At 43.6% G+C, this 16,378-nt stretch carries 12 protein-coding genes; 5 read left to right on the forward strand and 7 right to left on the reverse strand.

Annotation, left to right across the window (positions count from 1 at the left end; translation table 11 throughout):
- Positions 1 to 87: 87 nt before the first annotated feature.
- Positions 88 to 2,424: a sensor domain-containing phosphodiesterase gene (locus tag V6N89_RS09980; RefSeq protein ID WP_338517412.1), complete on the forward strand. Its 2,337-nt coding sequence runs from the start codon at positions 88 to 90 to the stop codon at positions 2,422 to 2,424.
- A 97-nt stretch (positions 2,425 to 2,521) separates the two neighbouring features.
- Here the strand turns inward: V6N89_RS09980 and V6N89_RS09985 are convergent, their stop codons facing one another.
- Positions 2,522 to 3,616 carry an NADH:flavin oxidoreductase gene (locus V6N89_RS09985; protein ID WP_338517413.1) on the reverse strand — a complete coding sequence of 365 codons (1,095 nt, stop codon included), beginning with the start codon at positions 3,614 to 3,616 and terminating at the stop codon, positions 2,522 to 2,524.
- 133 nt (positions 3,617 to 3,749) lie between these two features.
- Positions 3,750 to 4,871, reverse strand: a complete 1,122-nt coding sequence (locus tag V6N89_RS09990; RefSeq protein ID WP_338517414.1) for an alkane 1-monooxygenase — start codon at positions 4,869 to 4,871, stop codon at positions 3,750 to 3,752.
- 154 nt (positions 4,872 to 5,025) lie between these two features.
- On the opposite strand from V6N89_RS09990, the gene V6N89_RS09995 reads away from it, so the two are divergent.
- Complete coding sequence (locus tag V6N89_RS09995; protein ID WP_346993716.1) at positions 5,026 to 6,066, forward strand: helix-turn-helix transcriptional regulator; 1,041 nt, start codon at positions 5,026 to 5,028, stop codon at positions 6,064 to 6,066.
- Positions 6,067 to 6,165: 99 nt separating this feature from the next.
- Here the strand turns inward: V6N89_RS09995 and V6N89_RS10000 are convergent, their stop codons facing one another.
- Positions 6,166 to 6,483 carry an SDR family oxidoreductase gene (locus tag V6N89_RS10000; protein WP_338517417.1) on the reverse strand — a complete coding sequence of 106 codons (318 nt, stop codon included), beginning with the start codon at positions 6,481 to 6,483 and terminating at the stop codon, positions 6,166 to 6,168.
- A 380-nt stretch (positions 6,484 to 6,863) separates the two neighbouring features.
- On the opposite strand from V6N89_RS10000, the gene V6N89_RS10005 reads away from it, so the two are divergent.
- Entirely contained in the window at positions 6,864 to 7,796 is a 933-nt protein-coding gene (locus V6N89_RS10005) for a LysR family transcriptional regulator (RefSeq protein ID WP_338517418.1), read from the forward strand.
- Positions 7,797 to 7,871: 75 nt separating this feature from the next.
- Positions 7,872 to 8,114: a DUF2164 domain-containing protein gene (locus V6N89_RS10010; RefSeq protein ID WP_159624696.1), complete on the forward strand. Its 243-nt coding sequence runs from the start codon at positions 7,872 to 7,874 to the stop codon at positions 8,112 to 8,114.
- A gap of 4 nt (positions 8,115 to 8,118) precedes the next feature.
- Here the strand turns inward: V6N89_RS10010 and yfaE are convergent, their stop codons facing one another.
- From yfaE to ubiG, 4 genes are all read right to left on the reverse strand, one after another.
- Positions 8,119 to 8,391 (reverse strand): class I ribonucleotide reductase maintenance protein YfaE, encoded by a 273-nt coding sequence (yfaE, locus tag V6N89_RS10015; protein WP_338517419.1) that lies wholly within the window; start codon positions 8,389 to 8,391, stop codon positions 8,119 to 8,121.
- Positions 8,392 to 8,403: 12 nt separating this feature from the next.
- Positions 8,404 to 9,534: a class Ia ribonucleoside-diphosphate reductase subunit beta gene (gene nrdB / locus V6N89_RS10020; RefSeq protein ID WP_338517420.1), complete on the reverse strand. Its 1,131-nt coding sequence runs from the start codon at positions 9,532 to 9,534 to the stop codon at positions 8,404 to 8,406.
- Positions 9,535 to 9,656: 122 nt separating this feature from the next.
- Complete coding sequence (gene nrdA / locus V6N89_RS10025) at positions 9,657 to 11,978, reverse strand: class 1a ribonucleoside-diphosphate reductase subunit alpha (protein WP_338517421.1); 2,322 nt, start codon at positions 11,976 to 11,978, stop codon at positions 9,657 to 9,659.
- 628 nt (positions 11,979 to 12,606) lie between these two features.
- The gene (gene ubiG / locus V6N89_RS10030; protein WP_346993717.1) at positions 12,607 to 13,311 is read right to left on the reverse strand and encodes a bifunctional 2-polyprenyl-6-hydroxyphenol methylase/3-demethylubiquinol 3-O-methyltransferase UbiG; all 705 of its coding nucleotides are present in this window, start codon (positions 13,309 to 13,311) and stop codon (positions 12,607 to 12,609) included.
- Between the two features lie 304 nt (positions 13,312 to 13,615).
- On the opposite strand from ubiG, the gene gyrA reads away from it, so the two are divergent.
- Entirely contained in the window at positions 13,616 to 16,330 is a 2,715-nt protein-coding gene (gyrA, locus tag V6N89_RS10035; RefSeq protein ID WP_338517422.1) for a DNA topoisomerase (ATP-hydrolyzing) subunit A, read from the forward strand.
- Positions 16,331 to 16,378: the final 48 nt, after the last annotated feature.

Genomic DNA, 16,378 nt, shown 5'->3' on the forward strand with positions numbered 1-16,378 from the left:
CAACGTACATTATAAGAAGTGTCAAAAAGGGACTGCAGGCATTATTGTTGGTGGTGATCCCTTTTCAAAAATCTCAAAGGTTTGGCGTTGAAAAAAGTACCTGATATTAATAACGAAAAAGAAAGGCTTGAGGCGCTATATCGCTTAGATATACTCGACACGTCCCCAGAAGAGCGCTTTGATCGAATAACGCGTATGGCCCAGCGGTTGTTTGGCTGTGAGTATGCTTCTATTTCACTCATTGATAAAGATCGCCAGTGGTTCAAATCATCCATTAATCTTAACCAACGAGAAACGTCTCGTGACGTCGCGTTTTGTGCTCATACCATAGCCGAAGAGAAGTACCTGGTTGTACCCAATACATTAAAAGATTCTCGTTTTTCTACCAACCCCCATGTCGTCGGCGCCCCCCATATTCGCTCTTATGCCGGGGTCAATATAATGGTAGATGCGCAGCCAATTGGTACACTGTGTGTCTTTAGCTCGGCGCTTGAAGACTTCTCAGACGATAACATGCTGGCGTTAGCTGACCTTGGCAAAATGGTTGAAAGTGAGTTGAGACGACATGATTCTGAAGGTTTACTTCAAGAAATTCAGCAATACCAAGTCCAATTTAAAGAAAACCAAAAGCTCACTCGCGTAAGAAGCGCTATTTTAGAAAAGGTTGTTTCTTCCGAAACGTTAGACGTGGTGCTAAGAGAAATTGTTGGTGCCATAGAGCGAGAGTACAAGGGGTATTTTTGTAGCATTTTATTGCTAGAGGGTAATCAGCTAAAAATGGGGGCTGCGCCGTCACTACCTGATTTCTACAACGAAGCCATCCATGGTGTTGAAATTGGGCCTGGAGTAGGCTCGTGCGGAAATACAGCCTATACTAATGCGCTCACTGTGGTTGAAGATATCGCAACGCACCCTTACTGGTCTGCATGGGCCGATTTAGCAAAGCAAGCTAACTTAGGTTCTTGCTGGTCACAGCCTATAAGAGGAGCAGACAATCAGGTACTTGGTACTTTTGCCATTTATCATGAATGCTCATCCAAACCGTCAGGCGATGCTATTGCTCTTATTGAGCAGTTTGCGCATATTGCCAGTATTGCTATAGAGCGCGAGCGAGCAAATCAGTTAATTTGGCACCAAGCCAATTTCGATGTACTTACCGCGTTACCTAACCGCAGCCTAATGGAAGAGCAGCTCAAACACTTATTGTCGTCGGCTAAACGCGATGAAACCAAAGTGGCAGTGCTGTTTTTAGACCTAGATAACTTTAAAGATGTCAATGACACCCTTGGTCATGATGTGGGCGACATGTTGCTTATTGAATGTGCTCGGCGTATCACACAGTGCATAAGGCAGGAAGATACAGCGTCTCGACTTGGTGGCGATGAATTCGTTATTTTATTAGGTGGTTTGGCTAATGTAGGTGGTATAGATGAACTTATACAGAAGCTGCTTAAAGAAATTTCCGAACCCTATTTACTGCATCAGCGACATATTCATACCAGTGTAAGTATCGGCGTTACTATTTATCCAAATGATGGCGAAGATGTCACAACGCTGCTCAAAAATGCCGATCAAGCCATGTATGGCGCTAAAGGGCAGGGCAAAAACAGCCATCAGTTTTACTCGCGAGCTATGCAAGAACAAGCGCTGAAGCGCCTCTCATATAAAAGCGATTTACGTGCAGCGATTGACAATGAACAGTTCTACATTGAATATCAGCCTATCTATGATATTCAATCAAATCGACTTACTAAAGCCGAAGCATTACTGCGTTGGCATCACCCTGAAAAAGGCATAATACGTCCTGATGAATTTATTCCTGTCGCCGAGGAATCTGGGGCCATTATTGAAATTGGTAATTGGGTGTTTGAGCAGGTATGCCACGACGCGCTCACATGGCGTGAAACCCTGTGCCCAGAATTGCAATTAAGTATTAATACGTCACCCTGCCAGTATTTTAATCGCGACCCAAATATAATGGACTGGCTTCTTTTCTTGCTCGATTGTGGGCTCCCTCCCAGTGGCGTACTGTTAGAAATCACTGAGAACTTATTGATGGACGCCAACTCTCAGGTGTCAAAAAAGCTTTTTCAGTTCAGGCAAGCAGGCGTAAGTATAGCGCTAGATGATTTTGGAACTGGCTACTCGTCTATTTCTTATCTTAAAAAGTTCCCTACAGATTTTATTAAGATTGATAGAAGCTTTGTTAATTCAATGACAGAAGTCAGTAACGATAAAGTACTTTGCGAAGCGATTATCGTCATGGCTAAGAAATTGGGCATAAAAGTGGTGGCTGAGGGAATAGAAAGCGAGGCACAACTTGCAATTCTCAAAAGCATGGGCTGCGACTATGCACAAGGCTATTTGTTTTCTAAGCCGCTATCGAAAGCTAAATTTGAAGCCTTACTTCAATCACGTAAGTAACCGCGGTGCCTGATAGGTGCACTTCCAAGTGAAACACTAGGTGCTAACGCCTGCTAATTGGTATAGTCAGGCGCTACTCACCGTCACACCATCGTACTTAAGATAGCGTCGCTAGGGCTTTGCCAGAATACTGTTCTAGCTCATCAGTGCGGTTGTCTTTAATTTTGTTTGCCCAATTAGGGTCTTGTAGAAGCGCTCGACCAACAGCAACCAAATCAAACTCACCGTCGTTCAAACGTTCAAGCAGGTCATCTACCGAGCGTGTACTTGAGCCTTGCCCCTTAAAAGCGCCGAAAAAGTCATCATTAAGGCCTACCGAGCCTACAGTAATAGTAGATTTACCTGTAATTTTCTTTGTCCAGCCCGCTAGGTTGAGTGTACTGCCGTCGAATTCGCTTTCCCAATAACGTCGCTGCGAACAATGAAAAATGTCTACGCCAGCGTCACTTAACGGCGTTAGAAATTGCTCTAACTCTTGCGGTGAATTTGCAAGGCGCGCCGTATAGTCTTGCTGTTTCCATTGTGAGTACCTCAAAACAATTGGGAAATCAGGTGATGTCGCGGCGCGGATAGCTTTAATGATCTCGACGGCAAAGCGACCGCGATTTTCCATGCTTCCGCCCCAACTGTCAGTGCGCTGATTTGTGCCTTCCCAAAAAAACTGGTCAATAAGGTACCCGTGAGCACCATGTATTTCGACGCCGTCCATACCAATGCAGTGAGCATCAGATGCCGCTTTTGCAAACGCGTCGATAACTGATTCAATATGCTTGGTGCTCATGGGATCTGCGCATTGTTTTCCAGGCTTGAAAAGCCCAGATGGTCCAGCACTAGGAAGGTCAGGAAATGGCGCTTTTTGTGCGACACGAGCCATACCAACGTGCCAAAGTTGAGGCATTATCTTTCCATCTTCTGCATGAACGCGATTTACAACCTCTTTCCAACCAGCAAGGGCCTGTTCACCGTGAAATTGCGGGATGTTGGCATCCATGGTCGCGACTTTGTCATCAACGGTAGTGCCTTCTGTAATAATGAGTCCTGTGCCACCCTTTGCGCGTCTTTCATAATAGCCAGCAACATCTGATGTAGGAATGCCATTCGGTGAAAACTGACGCGTCATCGGCGCCATAACGATTCGATTATTCAGAGTTAATTTATTGCTCTTATAAGGCGTGAAAAGCGTGGTTGTCATTACTAGTCCTTGAAGTATGAAGTGACCCGAGAAAGACAAAATAGTAATGACACGCACTAGCAAGTCAATTTTGAATTAATGATAGTGACTTATAAGCAAATTGCGTCCACGCGAGCTTTTTGCTGATGACTTTTTAACGCTGCATTGCTTTAACTATTTCTCTTTCTCTGTCGTTTGCATAATGTGAATCCCAATGCGCGAGCTTTTTGTCCATAATTCGAAACCACAATGGTGGTATAAGTGCTATGCCTATCGTTGAAATGTATCCACTTATCATTTGTGGTGAATCTTGTAACGACTTCAGGTTTTCGAAGGGAACCGCACCTTGGGCGTGGTGATGGCTATGTCTTGGTAAATTAAACATTGTCCAACAACTAACACGTCGATTTGAGTTCCATGAGTGCCGGGGGCGCACGGGCTGACGGGGGTCTCGAACAAGCCCATAGTGTTCCATGTAATTGACAACTTCTAGGATAAACTTTGCGCAGAAGCCGACGCTAACAAATATAGCTAGGCCCAAAACACCTGCCATTAAAAATGCGAGTAATCCTAACAAGGCACTCATTAGCCAACCTCTTATACAGGCGTTTTGCCAACTAAAAGGGGAGTGATTTTTCTTTTTCAATCTTTTGCACTCTATTTGCCAACCAGCGCGCTGCGTGCCTATATAGGCCAGCACGAAATGTATATACACGTTTCGGCCTCGTGGCGCTGTCGCAGGATCATCGGGCGTTGCTACCTTTACATGATGATTAAATACATGTTCGATAGAAAAATTGGCGTCAAAACTAAATGCCAGTAACCATCGTCCTATACAAACTGCAACGGGATTGCCAACACGGTGGACGAGTTCGTGGGCAACAACCGTTGCAACGCCTCCTAGCATTAAAGCAAGAAAGGGCACAGCAATCACTATCTGCAAAAGTGAAGCCTCTGGCGCAACATCATTGATATTAAGGCTCAGATGGGTGAGTAATATAGCTGGGAGTGTATCATTGACGGAGGCAACTAAAGAAAGGGCTGTCACATAGATACACACTGATAAAGGAAGTGCGCTGTAAAGCATATATTTAAGTAAACTCGCATTAAGGAGAGGCGGCTCAGATAAGTCGTCGCCCAATAATGCATCGCCTAAAACGTAAAACGCGATATATACACCAAAGCCAATGATTATAGCGTATCCACCTATCCAGATAGCACAGAGGCCAATAAGCACAGCGATATAGAAGTTGAAAAATTTTAAATAGTGCAGCATGACAACCACCCATACATAAACAGTATTTAGAAGTTTGCCTTAAATTAGCGGTGCTAAAGAGTGCGTAAATTGACAAAGGGGAATCATTTATTGCCATAGCGCTTACAGTAATTTAACATTTTATCGTAATCCTCTGTAACGACAGTGTGTGAGCATGGCTAGCAACCTAGAAATTACAGGTAATAATGTAAGCAGTGTGCCTACGTTTTATATTATGCAACTTGAAAAGGTGCTTGCGCGTAAGGGCGTGGCATTGGCATCTTGTTTAGATAAGCAGGGACTTTGCTATGAACAGTTCAAGCAAGCCGGTGCGAAGATGGCTGCTGAACACTTTATCATTCTGGTAAATACACTTGTTGAAGGCTATGGCATAAAAAGACCAGGTGTACTTCTAGGAGAAGCGTTACAGTTAATCCATCACGGCCCCTTTGGGCTTGCCATAATGAATAGCCCAACTGTAATCGATATTATTTCGCTGTTTGAACGCTTTATTGCAATGCGAGTGCCCGGACTGGAACTACACATTATAGAGAAACCGAACGACATAGTCGTAACCGTGCACGACCTATATTGGCGAGAACATGTACATCAATTTTTTATAGACGCACTTACCTCCGCATTGCTCAATTTACATACTAGCCTTATTAGCGAGGGCAACAGCCCAGTTATATCCCGTGTAATTTTTGATTATTCAACGGAAAAACGTGGTTGTAAGAGCTATGATCAACATCTTCACTTAGATAATAGTGCACACATTGAAAGGTTTTATGACCAACCGTATTGTGCGATTGTATTGGACAAATCAAAGGTCCATCAACCACTCGTTAATAGTGACAAAGTAAGTTTTGATTATGCCGTAAAGCTTTGTGAAATGGAGTACGAAGCGCTGGTAGTAGACAATATTACTGAAAAACTCAGGCACTTTTTACGGCAGCATAATGCAACTATACCTTCTCTTGAGAAGGCTGCCGACGCGCTTTGCATAAGCAAGAGAACCCTGCATAGGCAATTGGATAAAGAGAACACAAGCTTTCGAAAAGAGAGAGAAAAAACGCTGATGCGTAAAGCTTTGGATTTGTTGTTTGTAAAGCGGCTAAGTGTAAAACAAACCGCGTATCAATTAGGCTATACCGAGCCTACAAATTTTCGTCGCGCATTTGTCAATTACTACGGGCGACCGCCATCTGCTTTTTAAATGTAAGGGCTCAAAATAGTATGCCTAGTAAGCGTTTCTGGCATTCAAACGACATGGTTTTGTAAACTAATAATGAAGACCAGAAAAGGGGAACGCTATCTATACGTTCATCCAACCACCATCGACAACGAGATCTGCGGCCGTCATATAAGAAGACTCATCACTTGCTAAGAAACGCGCTGTATTCGCAATTTCTTGCATGGTGCCTGGTCTTTGTAACGGCGCTTGTGAAGCTACCATACCCACAAAGCCCTCAAAATCATCAGACGCGATGTTAGTGTTTTCTGCAAAGTTTGTTCTTACGATACCTGGACTTAACGTGTTTACGCGAATTCCTTTTGGCGCTAGTTCGGACGCAAGTGTACGGCTAAGCGAACGCAGTGCGGCTTTCGTAGCTAGCTTCGTCAATATTTTCAATAGGTGAAAATACACCAAGACCAGCATTTGCAAAAAGAATGTCTATTTGCCCGAAACGCATCGCGGTTTCATTCTAAAGGGTTTCAAGGTCGCCTAAATTCATGACGTCACCTTGAATGCCAACAGCGCGAGGGCCAAGTTTTGACACTGCTTCATTTAACGTAGTTTGATTTCTTCCGAACAAGACCACACGTGCACCTTGCTCAATAAAAAGTGTTTGCTGCGGTTAGCCCAATACCACTATTACCACCCGTAATTACTGCTACTTTGTCGTCTAGTGTTGTCATTTCAAATCTCCAATTAATGTTAAATACCTAAGCGATATTGATATCCTAGTAACACCCGGTTAATGTTTGAAATGAATTGGCAGTATAAGTGTTATGCACAATATAAATTTAAATGCATTTGACCTAAATTTGCTACGTGTCTTTGATGCAGTGATGCGTTACAGAAACGTCTCGAAAGCAGCAGACGCACTGTACCTTTCTCAACCTGCAACAAGTCATGCACTGAGCAGGTTAAGACATGCATTGAATGACGAATTGTTCGTGAAAAGCCCAAATGGTATGAAGCCAACGTCTAGAGCGTTGGACATCGCTCCTGCGGTGAGCAAAGCGTTAGCAGAACTCTCGCAAGCACTAGCGCCTGCGACATTCGATCCAAGTACATCTGAGGTGACGATTCGTTTAGCAACGCACGATTATTTTGTTTCACTTGTTATGCCTAAGCTTGCCCATTATCTCAGCTTACATGCGCCCAATATGTCTATAACAACGAGGCTTATGGAAGGAAGAGCCATTGAACTGCTTGACGATCAGCAAATTGATATAGCAATTAGTGCATTTGGTGATTTGCCTGAGCGAATTGAAAAAGTCACCTTAATTGAAGACGATTATGTATGTGTAATGAGGGGAGGCCATCCACTTTCACATTATGATGAGTTAACGCTACAACGTTACGTGGAAAGTCGTCACTTGTTAATCAGTCCGAAAGGGGATGTTCGTGGCTTTGTGGACGAAATGCTAATGTCACTGGGACTTAAAAGGCACGTGGCATTAATTGTTAACCAGTTTTCGTCAGCACCAGACATTGTTTCTACATCTGATTTACTCGTTACTTTACCGAGACATATCGCAAAGAAATATCAGAGCAAATACGACTTGGTCATCGTTGAGCTTCCTTTTGAATCTAATGTGGATTACACAAAAACTCACGCGATTTTTAATAAAAAGCTAGGACAATCTGCGTCCATGACGTGGTTTGTTGATACGCTAAGGGAATTATGTGAAGGGCTGTTTTTCGACAATGGTTAGCATGAATACACTAATACAAAAACGCAGTTGAACCCAAGTAGTCAACAGAAAATGTTTAATTTTTAAGGAAAGAATATGAGCGACATTACATTTAGTAGCGAAGAAAAGTCTGCGTTAATTGATAAATTACAGCGGTATTTTGACAATGAACTGGGGGTTGAGCTTGGCCAATTTGATGGTGAATTTCTTCTTGAATTTATAGCAAAAGAAATGGGCGGCGTGTTTTACAACAGTGGTTTGCGCGATGCCAGAGCGGTGTTTGAAGCGCGTCTCGAATCGATAGACGAAGATTTGTATGCCATAGAAAAAGAGGTGTAGTTGCTTACAAAGGCACTTTTATTTTAAGGGGAGATTTGGCTATGCAACAGCAGGGAAGTATTTCGTCGTCATCAATAAACGCGAGTGGGTCTGTTGTATATTCTACTTCTCCCTCTAAAAGCTTTGTTCTACAAGCACCACAAAAGCCCTCACGGCAATGGTAGTGAATATGAACATCACTTGCTTCTAAAGCGCTTAAAATTGTTTTATCGACAGGGGCGTCAATAGGCCCCACATCGACAACGTCGATGCGAAGCCCAGAATTGTCTTTGCTCATTTAGCTGTTGTTTTACAGCTCAAAGTCAGCAAAGTCGTCTTCGCTTACCGCAGAGTCAATTTGACCCACCAAGTAAGAACTTATTTCAGACTCTTGAGGTGCTACCTGCACGTTATCCGAATTCAGGTAGTTGTTCATCCAAGGCAGAGGGTTGCTGCTAATATCAAACGGCGCATCAAGACCGATAGCTGTCATACGCTGGTTAGCGATGTACTCAACGTATTGGCAAAGTATGTCTTTGTTAAGACCTATCATAGAGCCATTCTGGAACAAATAATCAGCCCACTGCTTTTCTTGCTCTACCGCATTCATAAAGATTGCGCGCGCTTCGTCTTTACACTCTTCGGCGATTTGTGCCATATCTGGATCGTCTTTACCTTTCGCCCATAAATTAAGAATGTGCTGGGTAGAAGAAAGGTGAAGGTTCTCGTCTCGTGCAATCAAACGAATGATCTTTGAGTTGCCTTCCATAAGCTTGCGTTCTGCAAATGCAAAGGTACAGGCAAACGAAACATAGAAACGAATGGCTTCTAGTGCGTTAACTGAGTTCATGCACAAAAAAAGCTTTTTCTTTAATTCGTACATATTAACGGTGTAGGTGCTGCCGTTTACAGTGTGAACACCTTCGCCTTGTGTTTGCCAAAGCTGCGTAGCAAAAATAAGGTCGTCGTAGTATTTAGAAATATCAGCCGCGCGGCGTTTTATTTCGTCGTTAACCACGATATCTTCAAAAATCTCGCTAGGATCAGAGAACAGGTTACGCAGAATATGTGTGTAAGAACGAGAGTGGATTGTCTCGAAGAACGACCATGTTTCTACCCAAGTCTCTAACTCTGGTAGAGAGATGATAGGTAAAAACGCGATATTCGGACTGCGACCTTGCACTGAATCAAGCAGTGTTTGGTATTTAAGGTTCGAGATAAAAATATGTTTCTCAGGGTCGGTTAACTTTTGAAAGTCAACGCGATCGCGCGAGACATCTACCTCTTCTGGACGCCAAAAGAAGCTTATTTGTTTCTCAATAAGTTTCTCGAAAATGGCATGCTTTTGCTGATCGTAGCGCGCAACGTTTACGGGATTACCGAAAAACATTGGCTCGACCAATGGATTTGTACTTTGCTGATTAAACGTAGTGTATTTCATGATGGCCTAACTAAAAACTTAATGATTAACGCGTGTTATTATTTGTGTTCTTGCTGCGAAACTTTAGATGGCAAGCCTGCATACATGCTGAACTTGCCATCTTACAGAGGGTGCGTTGTTATTTATATTTTACACGCACCGCCTGCACAATCATCGTCTTCCTCTACTACCACTTCTTCTTGACGTGGCATAGGTACATTGGCTTTAGCATCAAGTGCCGATGTGTCAGACGCGCCGTCGCGAGTGTTGTGGTAGTAAAGCGTTTTAACGCCTAACTTGTACGTTGTAAGAAGGTCTTTAAGAAGAAGCTTCATTGGCACCTTATTACCTTCGTAACGGCTTGGGTCGTAGTTTGTATTAGCAGAGATAGTTTGGTCGATAAACTTCTGCATAATACCAACAAGCTGCAGGTAACCATCGTTCGATGGAATGTCCCAAAGCAGTTCGTACTGGTCTTTAAGTGTCTCATACTCAGGTACTACTTGCTTAAGTACGCCGTCTTTACTTGATTTAATGCTGATAAAGCCACGCGGTGGCTCAATACCGTTTGTTGCATTAGAAATTTGAGACGAAGTTTCAGACGGCATAAGCGCAGACAACGTAGAGTTGCGTAAGCCATGTGTTTTAACGTCTTCACGAAGCGCATCCCAATCGTAATGAAGTGGTTCATTACAAACGCTATCAAGATCTTTCTTGTAGCTGTCGATTGGCATAATGCCTTGCGAGTATGTTGTTTCGTTAAACTTAGGACACGCACCTTTCTCTTTTGCAAGGTTGTTTGACGCTTTGAGTAGGTAATACTGCATTGCTTCAAATGTGCGGTGAACTAGACCGTTCGCGCTGTGGTCAGAATATTTAACACCGTTTTTGGCTAGGTAGTAAGCGAAGTTGATGACGCCTACACCCAGAGTACGTCTGCCCATTGTTGCGTTATACGCAGCTGGAACAGGGTAGTCTTGGTAGTCTAATAGGTTATCAAGCGCACGTACTGCAAGATCTGCTAGTTCTTCAAACTCGTCTAACGACTCAATAGCCCCTAAGTTAAATGCAGAAAGTGTACACAGCGCAATTTCGCCATTTTCATCATTAACGTGCTGAAGCGGCTTAGTAGGCAGCGCAATTTCAAGACAAAGGTTGCTTTGACGAACAGGGGCAACTTCTGGGTTGAATGGGCTGTGTGTATTACAGTGGTCTACGTTTTGAAGATAAATACGACCTGTGCTTGCACGCTCTTGCATAAACAAGCTAAACAGTTCCATTGCTTTAATTTGCTTTTTGCGAATGCTGTCATCGTTTTCGTATTTAACGTAAAGCTCTTCGAACTTATCTTGGTCGGCGAAGAATGCATCGTAAAGGCCAGGTACGTCTGATGGGCTAAACAATGAAATATAGCCGTCTTTCATCATGCGCTGATACATCAGTTTGTTAAACTGAACGCCGTAATCGAGGTGACGGACTCGGTTTTCTTCAACACCACGGTTATTCTTCAGAACCAGCAGCGATTCGACTTCCATATGCCAAATTGGGTAGAACAAAGTGGCTGCGCCACCACGTACACCACCTTGTGAACAGCTTTTTACCGCTGTTTGGAAATATTTGTAAAAGGGAATACAGCCAGTATGGAAAGCTTCACCACCGCGGATAGGGCTTCCTAGTGCACGAATGCGACCTGCATTAACACCGATACCTGCGCGCTGGCTAACGTATTTTACAATGGCACTTGCTGTCGCATTAATCGAATCTAGGCTGTCACCCGTTTCAATCAGTACACACGAACTGAACTGACGGGTAGGGGTGCGCACACCCGCCATGATAGGCGTTGGTAGCGACAGTTTGAACGTTGATGCTGCATCATAGAAGCGGCGAATGTAGTCCATGCGCACGTCTTTTTCGTAGTTCGCGAATAAACATGCGGCAACAAGAATATAAAGGAATTGAGCGCTTTCGTAAATCTCGCCAGTAACGCGGTTTTGAACGAGGTATTTTCCTTCAAGCTGCTTGACCGCTGCATAACTGAAGTTCATATCACGCCAATGGTCGATATACGTATCCATCTCGGCAAATTCTTCAGCGGTGTAATCTTTTAGAAGGTGCTTGTCATATTTTCCGGCTTCGACCATTTTTGTAACGTGGTCGACCAACGCTGGTGGCTCAAATTGACCGTATGCTTTCTTGCGCAAATGGAAAATTGCTAAACGCGCAGCCATGTATTGGTAATCGGGGGCGTCGGTAGAAATAAGATCAGCAGCAGACTTGATCAGTGTCTCGTGGATCTCACTGGTGTTAATCCCGTCAAAAAACTGAATTTGTGCTTTTATCTCAACTTGTGAAACAGAAACGTTATTTAGTCCCTTCGAAGCCCAAGTAACGACTTTGTGAATTTTCTCCAAGTCGATGGACTCTTTTTCACCGTTACGTTTGGTGACAAATAAATTGTTGTTCATGTTACTGACCGTATGTCTGTTAGCGCTTGAAGCGTGGGCTATATTGCCCATTTTCATTTTAAATTTTAATTCGTTTTATTAGCGAGTGGTTTCGTTAGCCTTCAAGTAAGTAGGCCACGTTATTGCACACGCGAAAGCGGCCTAAACTGCTACCTGTGAAGATAAGTGAGTAGAGACTGCTTATATATTTTGGTGTTGCTTTTATTTTCAGCGAAGTTGAATGGCGTATCACTACGCGATCTGCCGAGATCATTTTACTGTTATTGCTTTGTTCGATCCCGTGCTGAATTAAACACAAGATAGTGAGGTTTTGCCCTGAATGCAACCCAATATCTGGTGGTATTTCACGCACTCAAATTGGCATGAAATTTACGTTAGTAACAACTAACTTTTTAGCGTTCTACAAGCTTAAAAGATCGGGATTGCAAGCGTTTTTCACAAAATCTTCTTCGAAAAAATTAATTTATTCTTAGAATCTTATTTTTATAAAAACACGATATATGGTGTTTAAAATATCACCGCGACCCAATATCTAGTGTTAATTTATTTTAAACACACTGTATATAGTGTACATCTTTATTGGGAGTATCGTGTTATACGAACTCCCAATAAAAAGGCTGGTGGATTGTTAGTCTTGTGCAACGGTATACAGCAGATAGTTCACATCGACATTGGTAGGAGAAAGGTAGAAACCCTGCGAGATCGGATCCATATGAAGTCCTGTCATGTCGCGAGGTAAAAGTCCGGCGCGATCTGTCATTGTCATAAGTTCAGATGGTTTTATAAACTTGCTGTGATCGTGGGTGCCTTTCGGTACGAGTTTTAAAACATACTCTGCACCAACGATTCCCATTAGATAGCTCTTGAGGTTTCTATTTAGCGTCGAAAAGAAAACGTGTCCACCTGGCTTGACTAGTTTTGCACACGCCATAACAACTGAGGCAGGATCGGGAACATGTTCTAACATTTCCATACAGGTAACAACATCGAATTGTCCCGCATGTTCGTTTGCGTACGCTTCTGCCGTTGAGCACACGTAATCTACTTTCATCCCCGACTCTAAGCCGTGCAACTTTGCTACTTCTAGTGACGCTTCAGCCATGTCCAAGCCGGTTACCGTCGCTCCAGCGCGGGCCATCGACTCGGCTAAAATGCCGCCACCGCAGCCAATATCAATAACCTTTTTCTCAAAGAGCCCTTCGCAATGCTGATTAATGAAGTCGAGACGCAGCGGGTTAATAAGATGAAGCGGTTTAAATTCACCTTCTGGGTCCCACCAGCGAGAAGCGAGTTCAGAGAATTTGCTGATTTCTTGTTGATCAACGTTCGTCATGGGTAAAACAGTCCTTAACTTATCTCTTTTTAACATATCGCAAATTAAGGCTATGTTTTACTGTTTTTGGCTGATTTTATGTATTTTACTCAGCTGTCTGGATGAAAAATAATCGCTTACCTTTTTGTTGATTAATAAGCGTAATTAAGCGCTACATAATTCTGTCATCAAGTGGTACACTCGAAGCAACATTATGACCCACATAATAATAACAGTGCGCGCCTAAGAGCCGCTTTCACAGTTCATGTAAAGTGGCTGCAATGGATAACGCAGAACAAACCAAGATAAAGGGATTAAGCAGTTTATGTCTGATAACGCTAAAGAAATCCTCCCCGTTAATATCGAGGAAGAGTTAAAAAACTCCTACCTTGATTACGCGATGAGCGTTATTGTCGGGCGAGCATTGCCTGATGTAAGAGATGGCTTGAAGCCAGTGCACCGTCGTGTGCTGTTCGCAATGAACGAACTGAAAAACGACTTTAACAAACCGTATAAAAAATCTGCCCGTGTGGTAGGTGACGTTATCGGTAAATACCACCCTCACGGTGACTCTGCGGTATACGACACAATTGTTCGTATGGCTCAGCCTTTCTCATTGCGCTACATGCTTGTAGACGGCCAAGGTAACTTTGGTTCTGTAGATGGTGACTCAGCTGCGGCAATGCGTTACACCGAAGTACGCATGGCAAAAATAGCTCACGAGCTACTTGCTGACCTTGATAAAGAGACCGTTGATTTTGTGCCAAACTATGATGGTACAGAACACATCCCAGAAGTATTACCAACCAAAGTACCAAACCTTTTAGTTAATGGTTCTTCAGGTATTGCGGTAGGTATGGCGACCAATATTCCGCCACACAACCTGACTGAAGTGATCAATGGCTGTGTTGCGCTTATTCAAGACCCATCTATTACTATTGATGACTTGATGACGCATATCCCTGGTCCAGATTTCCCAACGGCGGCAATGATCAGCGGTCGCAAAGGTATTGAAGACGCGTATCGAACGGGGCGCGGTAAGATTTATCTTCGTGCTAAAGCAGAAATTGAAACTGATTCAAACGGCAAAGAAACTATCGTCGTTAATGAAATTCCTTATCAGGTAAACAAAGCGCGACTTATCGAAAAGATTGCTGAACTTGTTAAAGAGAAGCGTATCGAGGGTATTTCGGCACTGCGTGATGAGTCTGATAAAGACGGTATGCGCATCGTTATTGAAGTCAAACGCAACGAATCTGCAGAAGTACTGCTTAACCATTTGTATGCCAATACACAGTTACAAACGGTATTCGGTATCAATATGGTTGCACTTGATAATGGTCAGCCAAAGGTATTTAACCTAAAAGAAACGTTAGAGTGCTTTATTCTTCACCGTCGTGAAGTGGTTACTCGCCGTACTGTATTTGAATTGCGCAAAGCGCGCGACCGAGCACACATCCTAGAAGGTCTTGCGATTGCTCTTGCGAACATCGATCCGATTATCGAGTTGATTAAAGCATCGCAAAGCCCAGCAGACGCTAAGAAGTCGCTTGTTGCACAAGGTTGGGATTTAGGTGACGTAGCGCAAATGCTAGAGCGTGCTGGCGATGATGCAGCGCGTCCTGATTGGCTAATGCCTGAATTTGGTATTCGCGACGGCAAGTACTATCTTACTGAGCAACAAGCACAAGCTATTCTTGATCTACGTCTACACAAACTGACGGGTCTAGAACATGAAAAGATTTTAGAAGAATATAAGCAGCTTCTAGAAATCATCGCTGAACTACTTCATATCCTAAACAGCCCTGAGCGTTTGATGGAAGTAATTCAAGAAGAACTTGAAAAAGTACGTGATGAATTTGGCGACGAACGCCGTACAGAAATTACTGCAGCAAGCCACGATATCGACATTGAAGATCTTATCGAGCAAGAAGATGTAGTGGTCACGCTTTCTCGTGAGGGCTATGTTAAGTATCAGAAACTTACTGATTACGAAGCGCAGCGTCGCGGTGGCCGAGGTAAGTCGGCGACGAAGATGAAAGACGAAGATTTCATTGAAAAACTTCTCGTTGCAAATACTCACGACCATATTTTGTGTTTCTCTACCCGAGGTCGCTTGTATTGGTTGAAAGTATATCAATTGCCGTTTGCTAGCCGAAATGCGCGTGGACGTCCAATTGTAAATATTCTTCCTTTGGAAGAGAATGAGCGTATTACTGCAATTCTTCCAATCAAAGAATTCGAAGAAGGCAAGTTTGTACTGATGGCTACGGCAAACGGTACAGTGAAGAAGACAGATCTAAGCTTGTATTCTCGCCCACGTTCAAGCGGTATCATTGCAGTCAACCTTAATGAAGGTGATGAGCTAATTGGTGTAGACATCACCCACGGTGACGACGACATTATGTTGTTCTCTGACGCGGGTAAAGTGGTTCGCTTCAACGAAAAACTACGCGATAGCGAAACTGGCGAAGTGAAGCGCGATCCTGAAACAGGTGAAGAACTTCAAGCGCTTCGTCCAATGGGCAGAACAGCAACGGGTGTCCGTGGTATCAAGCTTCAAGACGGTCAGAAAGTGGTTTCACTGATTGTTCCTAAAGGCGATGGCCCAATCTTAACGGCCACTGAAAATGGTTTCGGTAAGCGTACGCCGCTAGACGATTACCCAGCGAAGAGCCGTGCGACACAAGGTGTGGTATCGATTAAGGTCTCTGAGCGTAATGGTAAAGTTGTTGGCGCTGTGCAAGTGGACGAAAGCAATGAAATTATGCTTATCAGTGACCAGGGTACATTAGTGCGTACCCGCGTAAGCGAAGTATCGGTTGTAGGCCGTAATACACAAGGTGTTCGTCTAATACGTACCGTAGAAGGTGAACATGTGGTTGGTCTACAGCGCATTGAAGAGGTTGAGGAGTTACAAGAGTTTGATGAAGACGGTAACCCGATAATTTCTGAAGATGCATCTGAACAAGCAGCAACTGCTGTTCAAGAGCAAGAAAACGCCGCACAAGACGGCGATAGCTCAACGACAGAAGAGTAGGGATAGCGCGCGACATTAACGTTTGCGCATTATCAGTGTTCTTTCAAA

Origin of the sequence: Alteromonas gracilis (assembly GCF_036870955.2) — a bacterium.
In the GTDB taxonomy this organism is placed as follows: domain Bacteria; phylum Pseudomonadota; class Gammaproteobacteria; order Enterobacterales; family Alteromonadaceae; genus Alteromonas; species Alteromonas gracilis_A.

Excerpts from the sequence above, each read along its gene's own strand:
- V6N89_RS09985 (WP_338517413.1), bottom strand. The coding sequence starts at position 3,616 with ATGACAACCACGCTTTTCACGCCTTATAAGAGCAATAAATTAACTCTG.
- V6N89_RS09990 (WP_338517414.1), bottom strand. The coding sequence starts at position 4,871 with ATGCTGCACTATTTAAAATTTTTCAACTTCTATATCGCTGTGCTTATT.
- V6N89_RS09995 (WP_346993716.1), top strand. The coding sequence starts at position 5,026 with ATGGCTAGCAACCTAGAAATTACAGGTAATAATGTAAGCAGTGTGCCT.
- V6N89_RS10005 (WP_338517418.1), top strand. The coding sequence starts at position 6,864 with ATGCACAATATAAATTTAAATGCATTTGACCTAAATTTGCTACGTGTC.
- V6N89_RS10010 (WP_159624696.1), top strand. The coding sequence starts at position 7,872 with ATGAGCGACATTACATTTAGTAGCGAAGAAAAGTCTGCGTTAATTGAT.
- yfaE (WP_338517419.1), bottom strand. The coding sequence starts at position 8,391 with ATGAGCAAAGACAATTCTGGGCTTCGCATCGACGTTGTCGATGTGGGG.
- nrdB (WP_338517420.1), bottom strand. The coding sequence starts at position 9,534 with ATGAAATACACTACGTTTAATCAGCAAAGTACAAATCCATTGGTCGAG.
- nrdA (WP_338517421.1), bottom strand. The coding sequence starts at position 11,978 with ATGAACAACAATTTATTTGTCACCAAACGTAACGGTGAAAAAGAGTCC.
- ubiG (WP_346993717.1), bottom strand. The coding sequence starts at position 13,311 with ATGACGAACGTTGATCAACAAGAAATCAGCAAATTCTCTGAACTCGCT.
- gyrA (WP_338517422.1), top strand. The coding sequence starts at position 13,616 with ATGTCTGATAACGCTAAAGAAATCCTCCCCGTTAATATCGAGGAAGAG.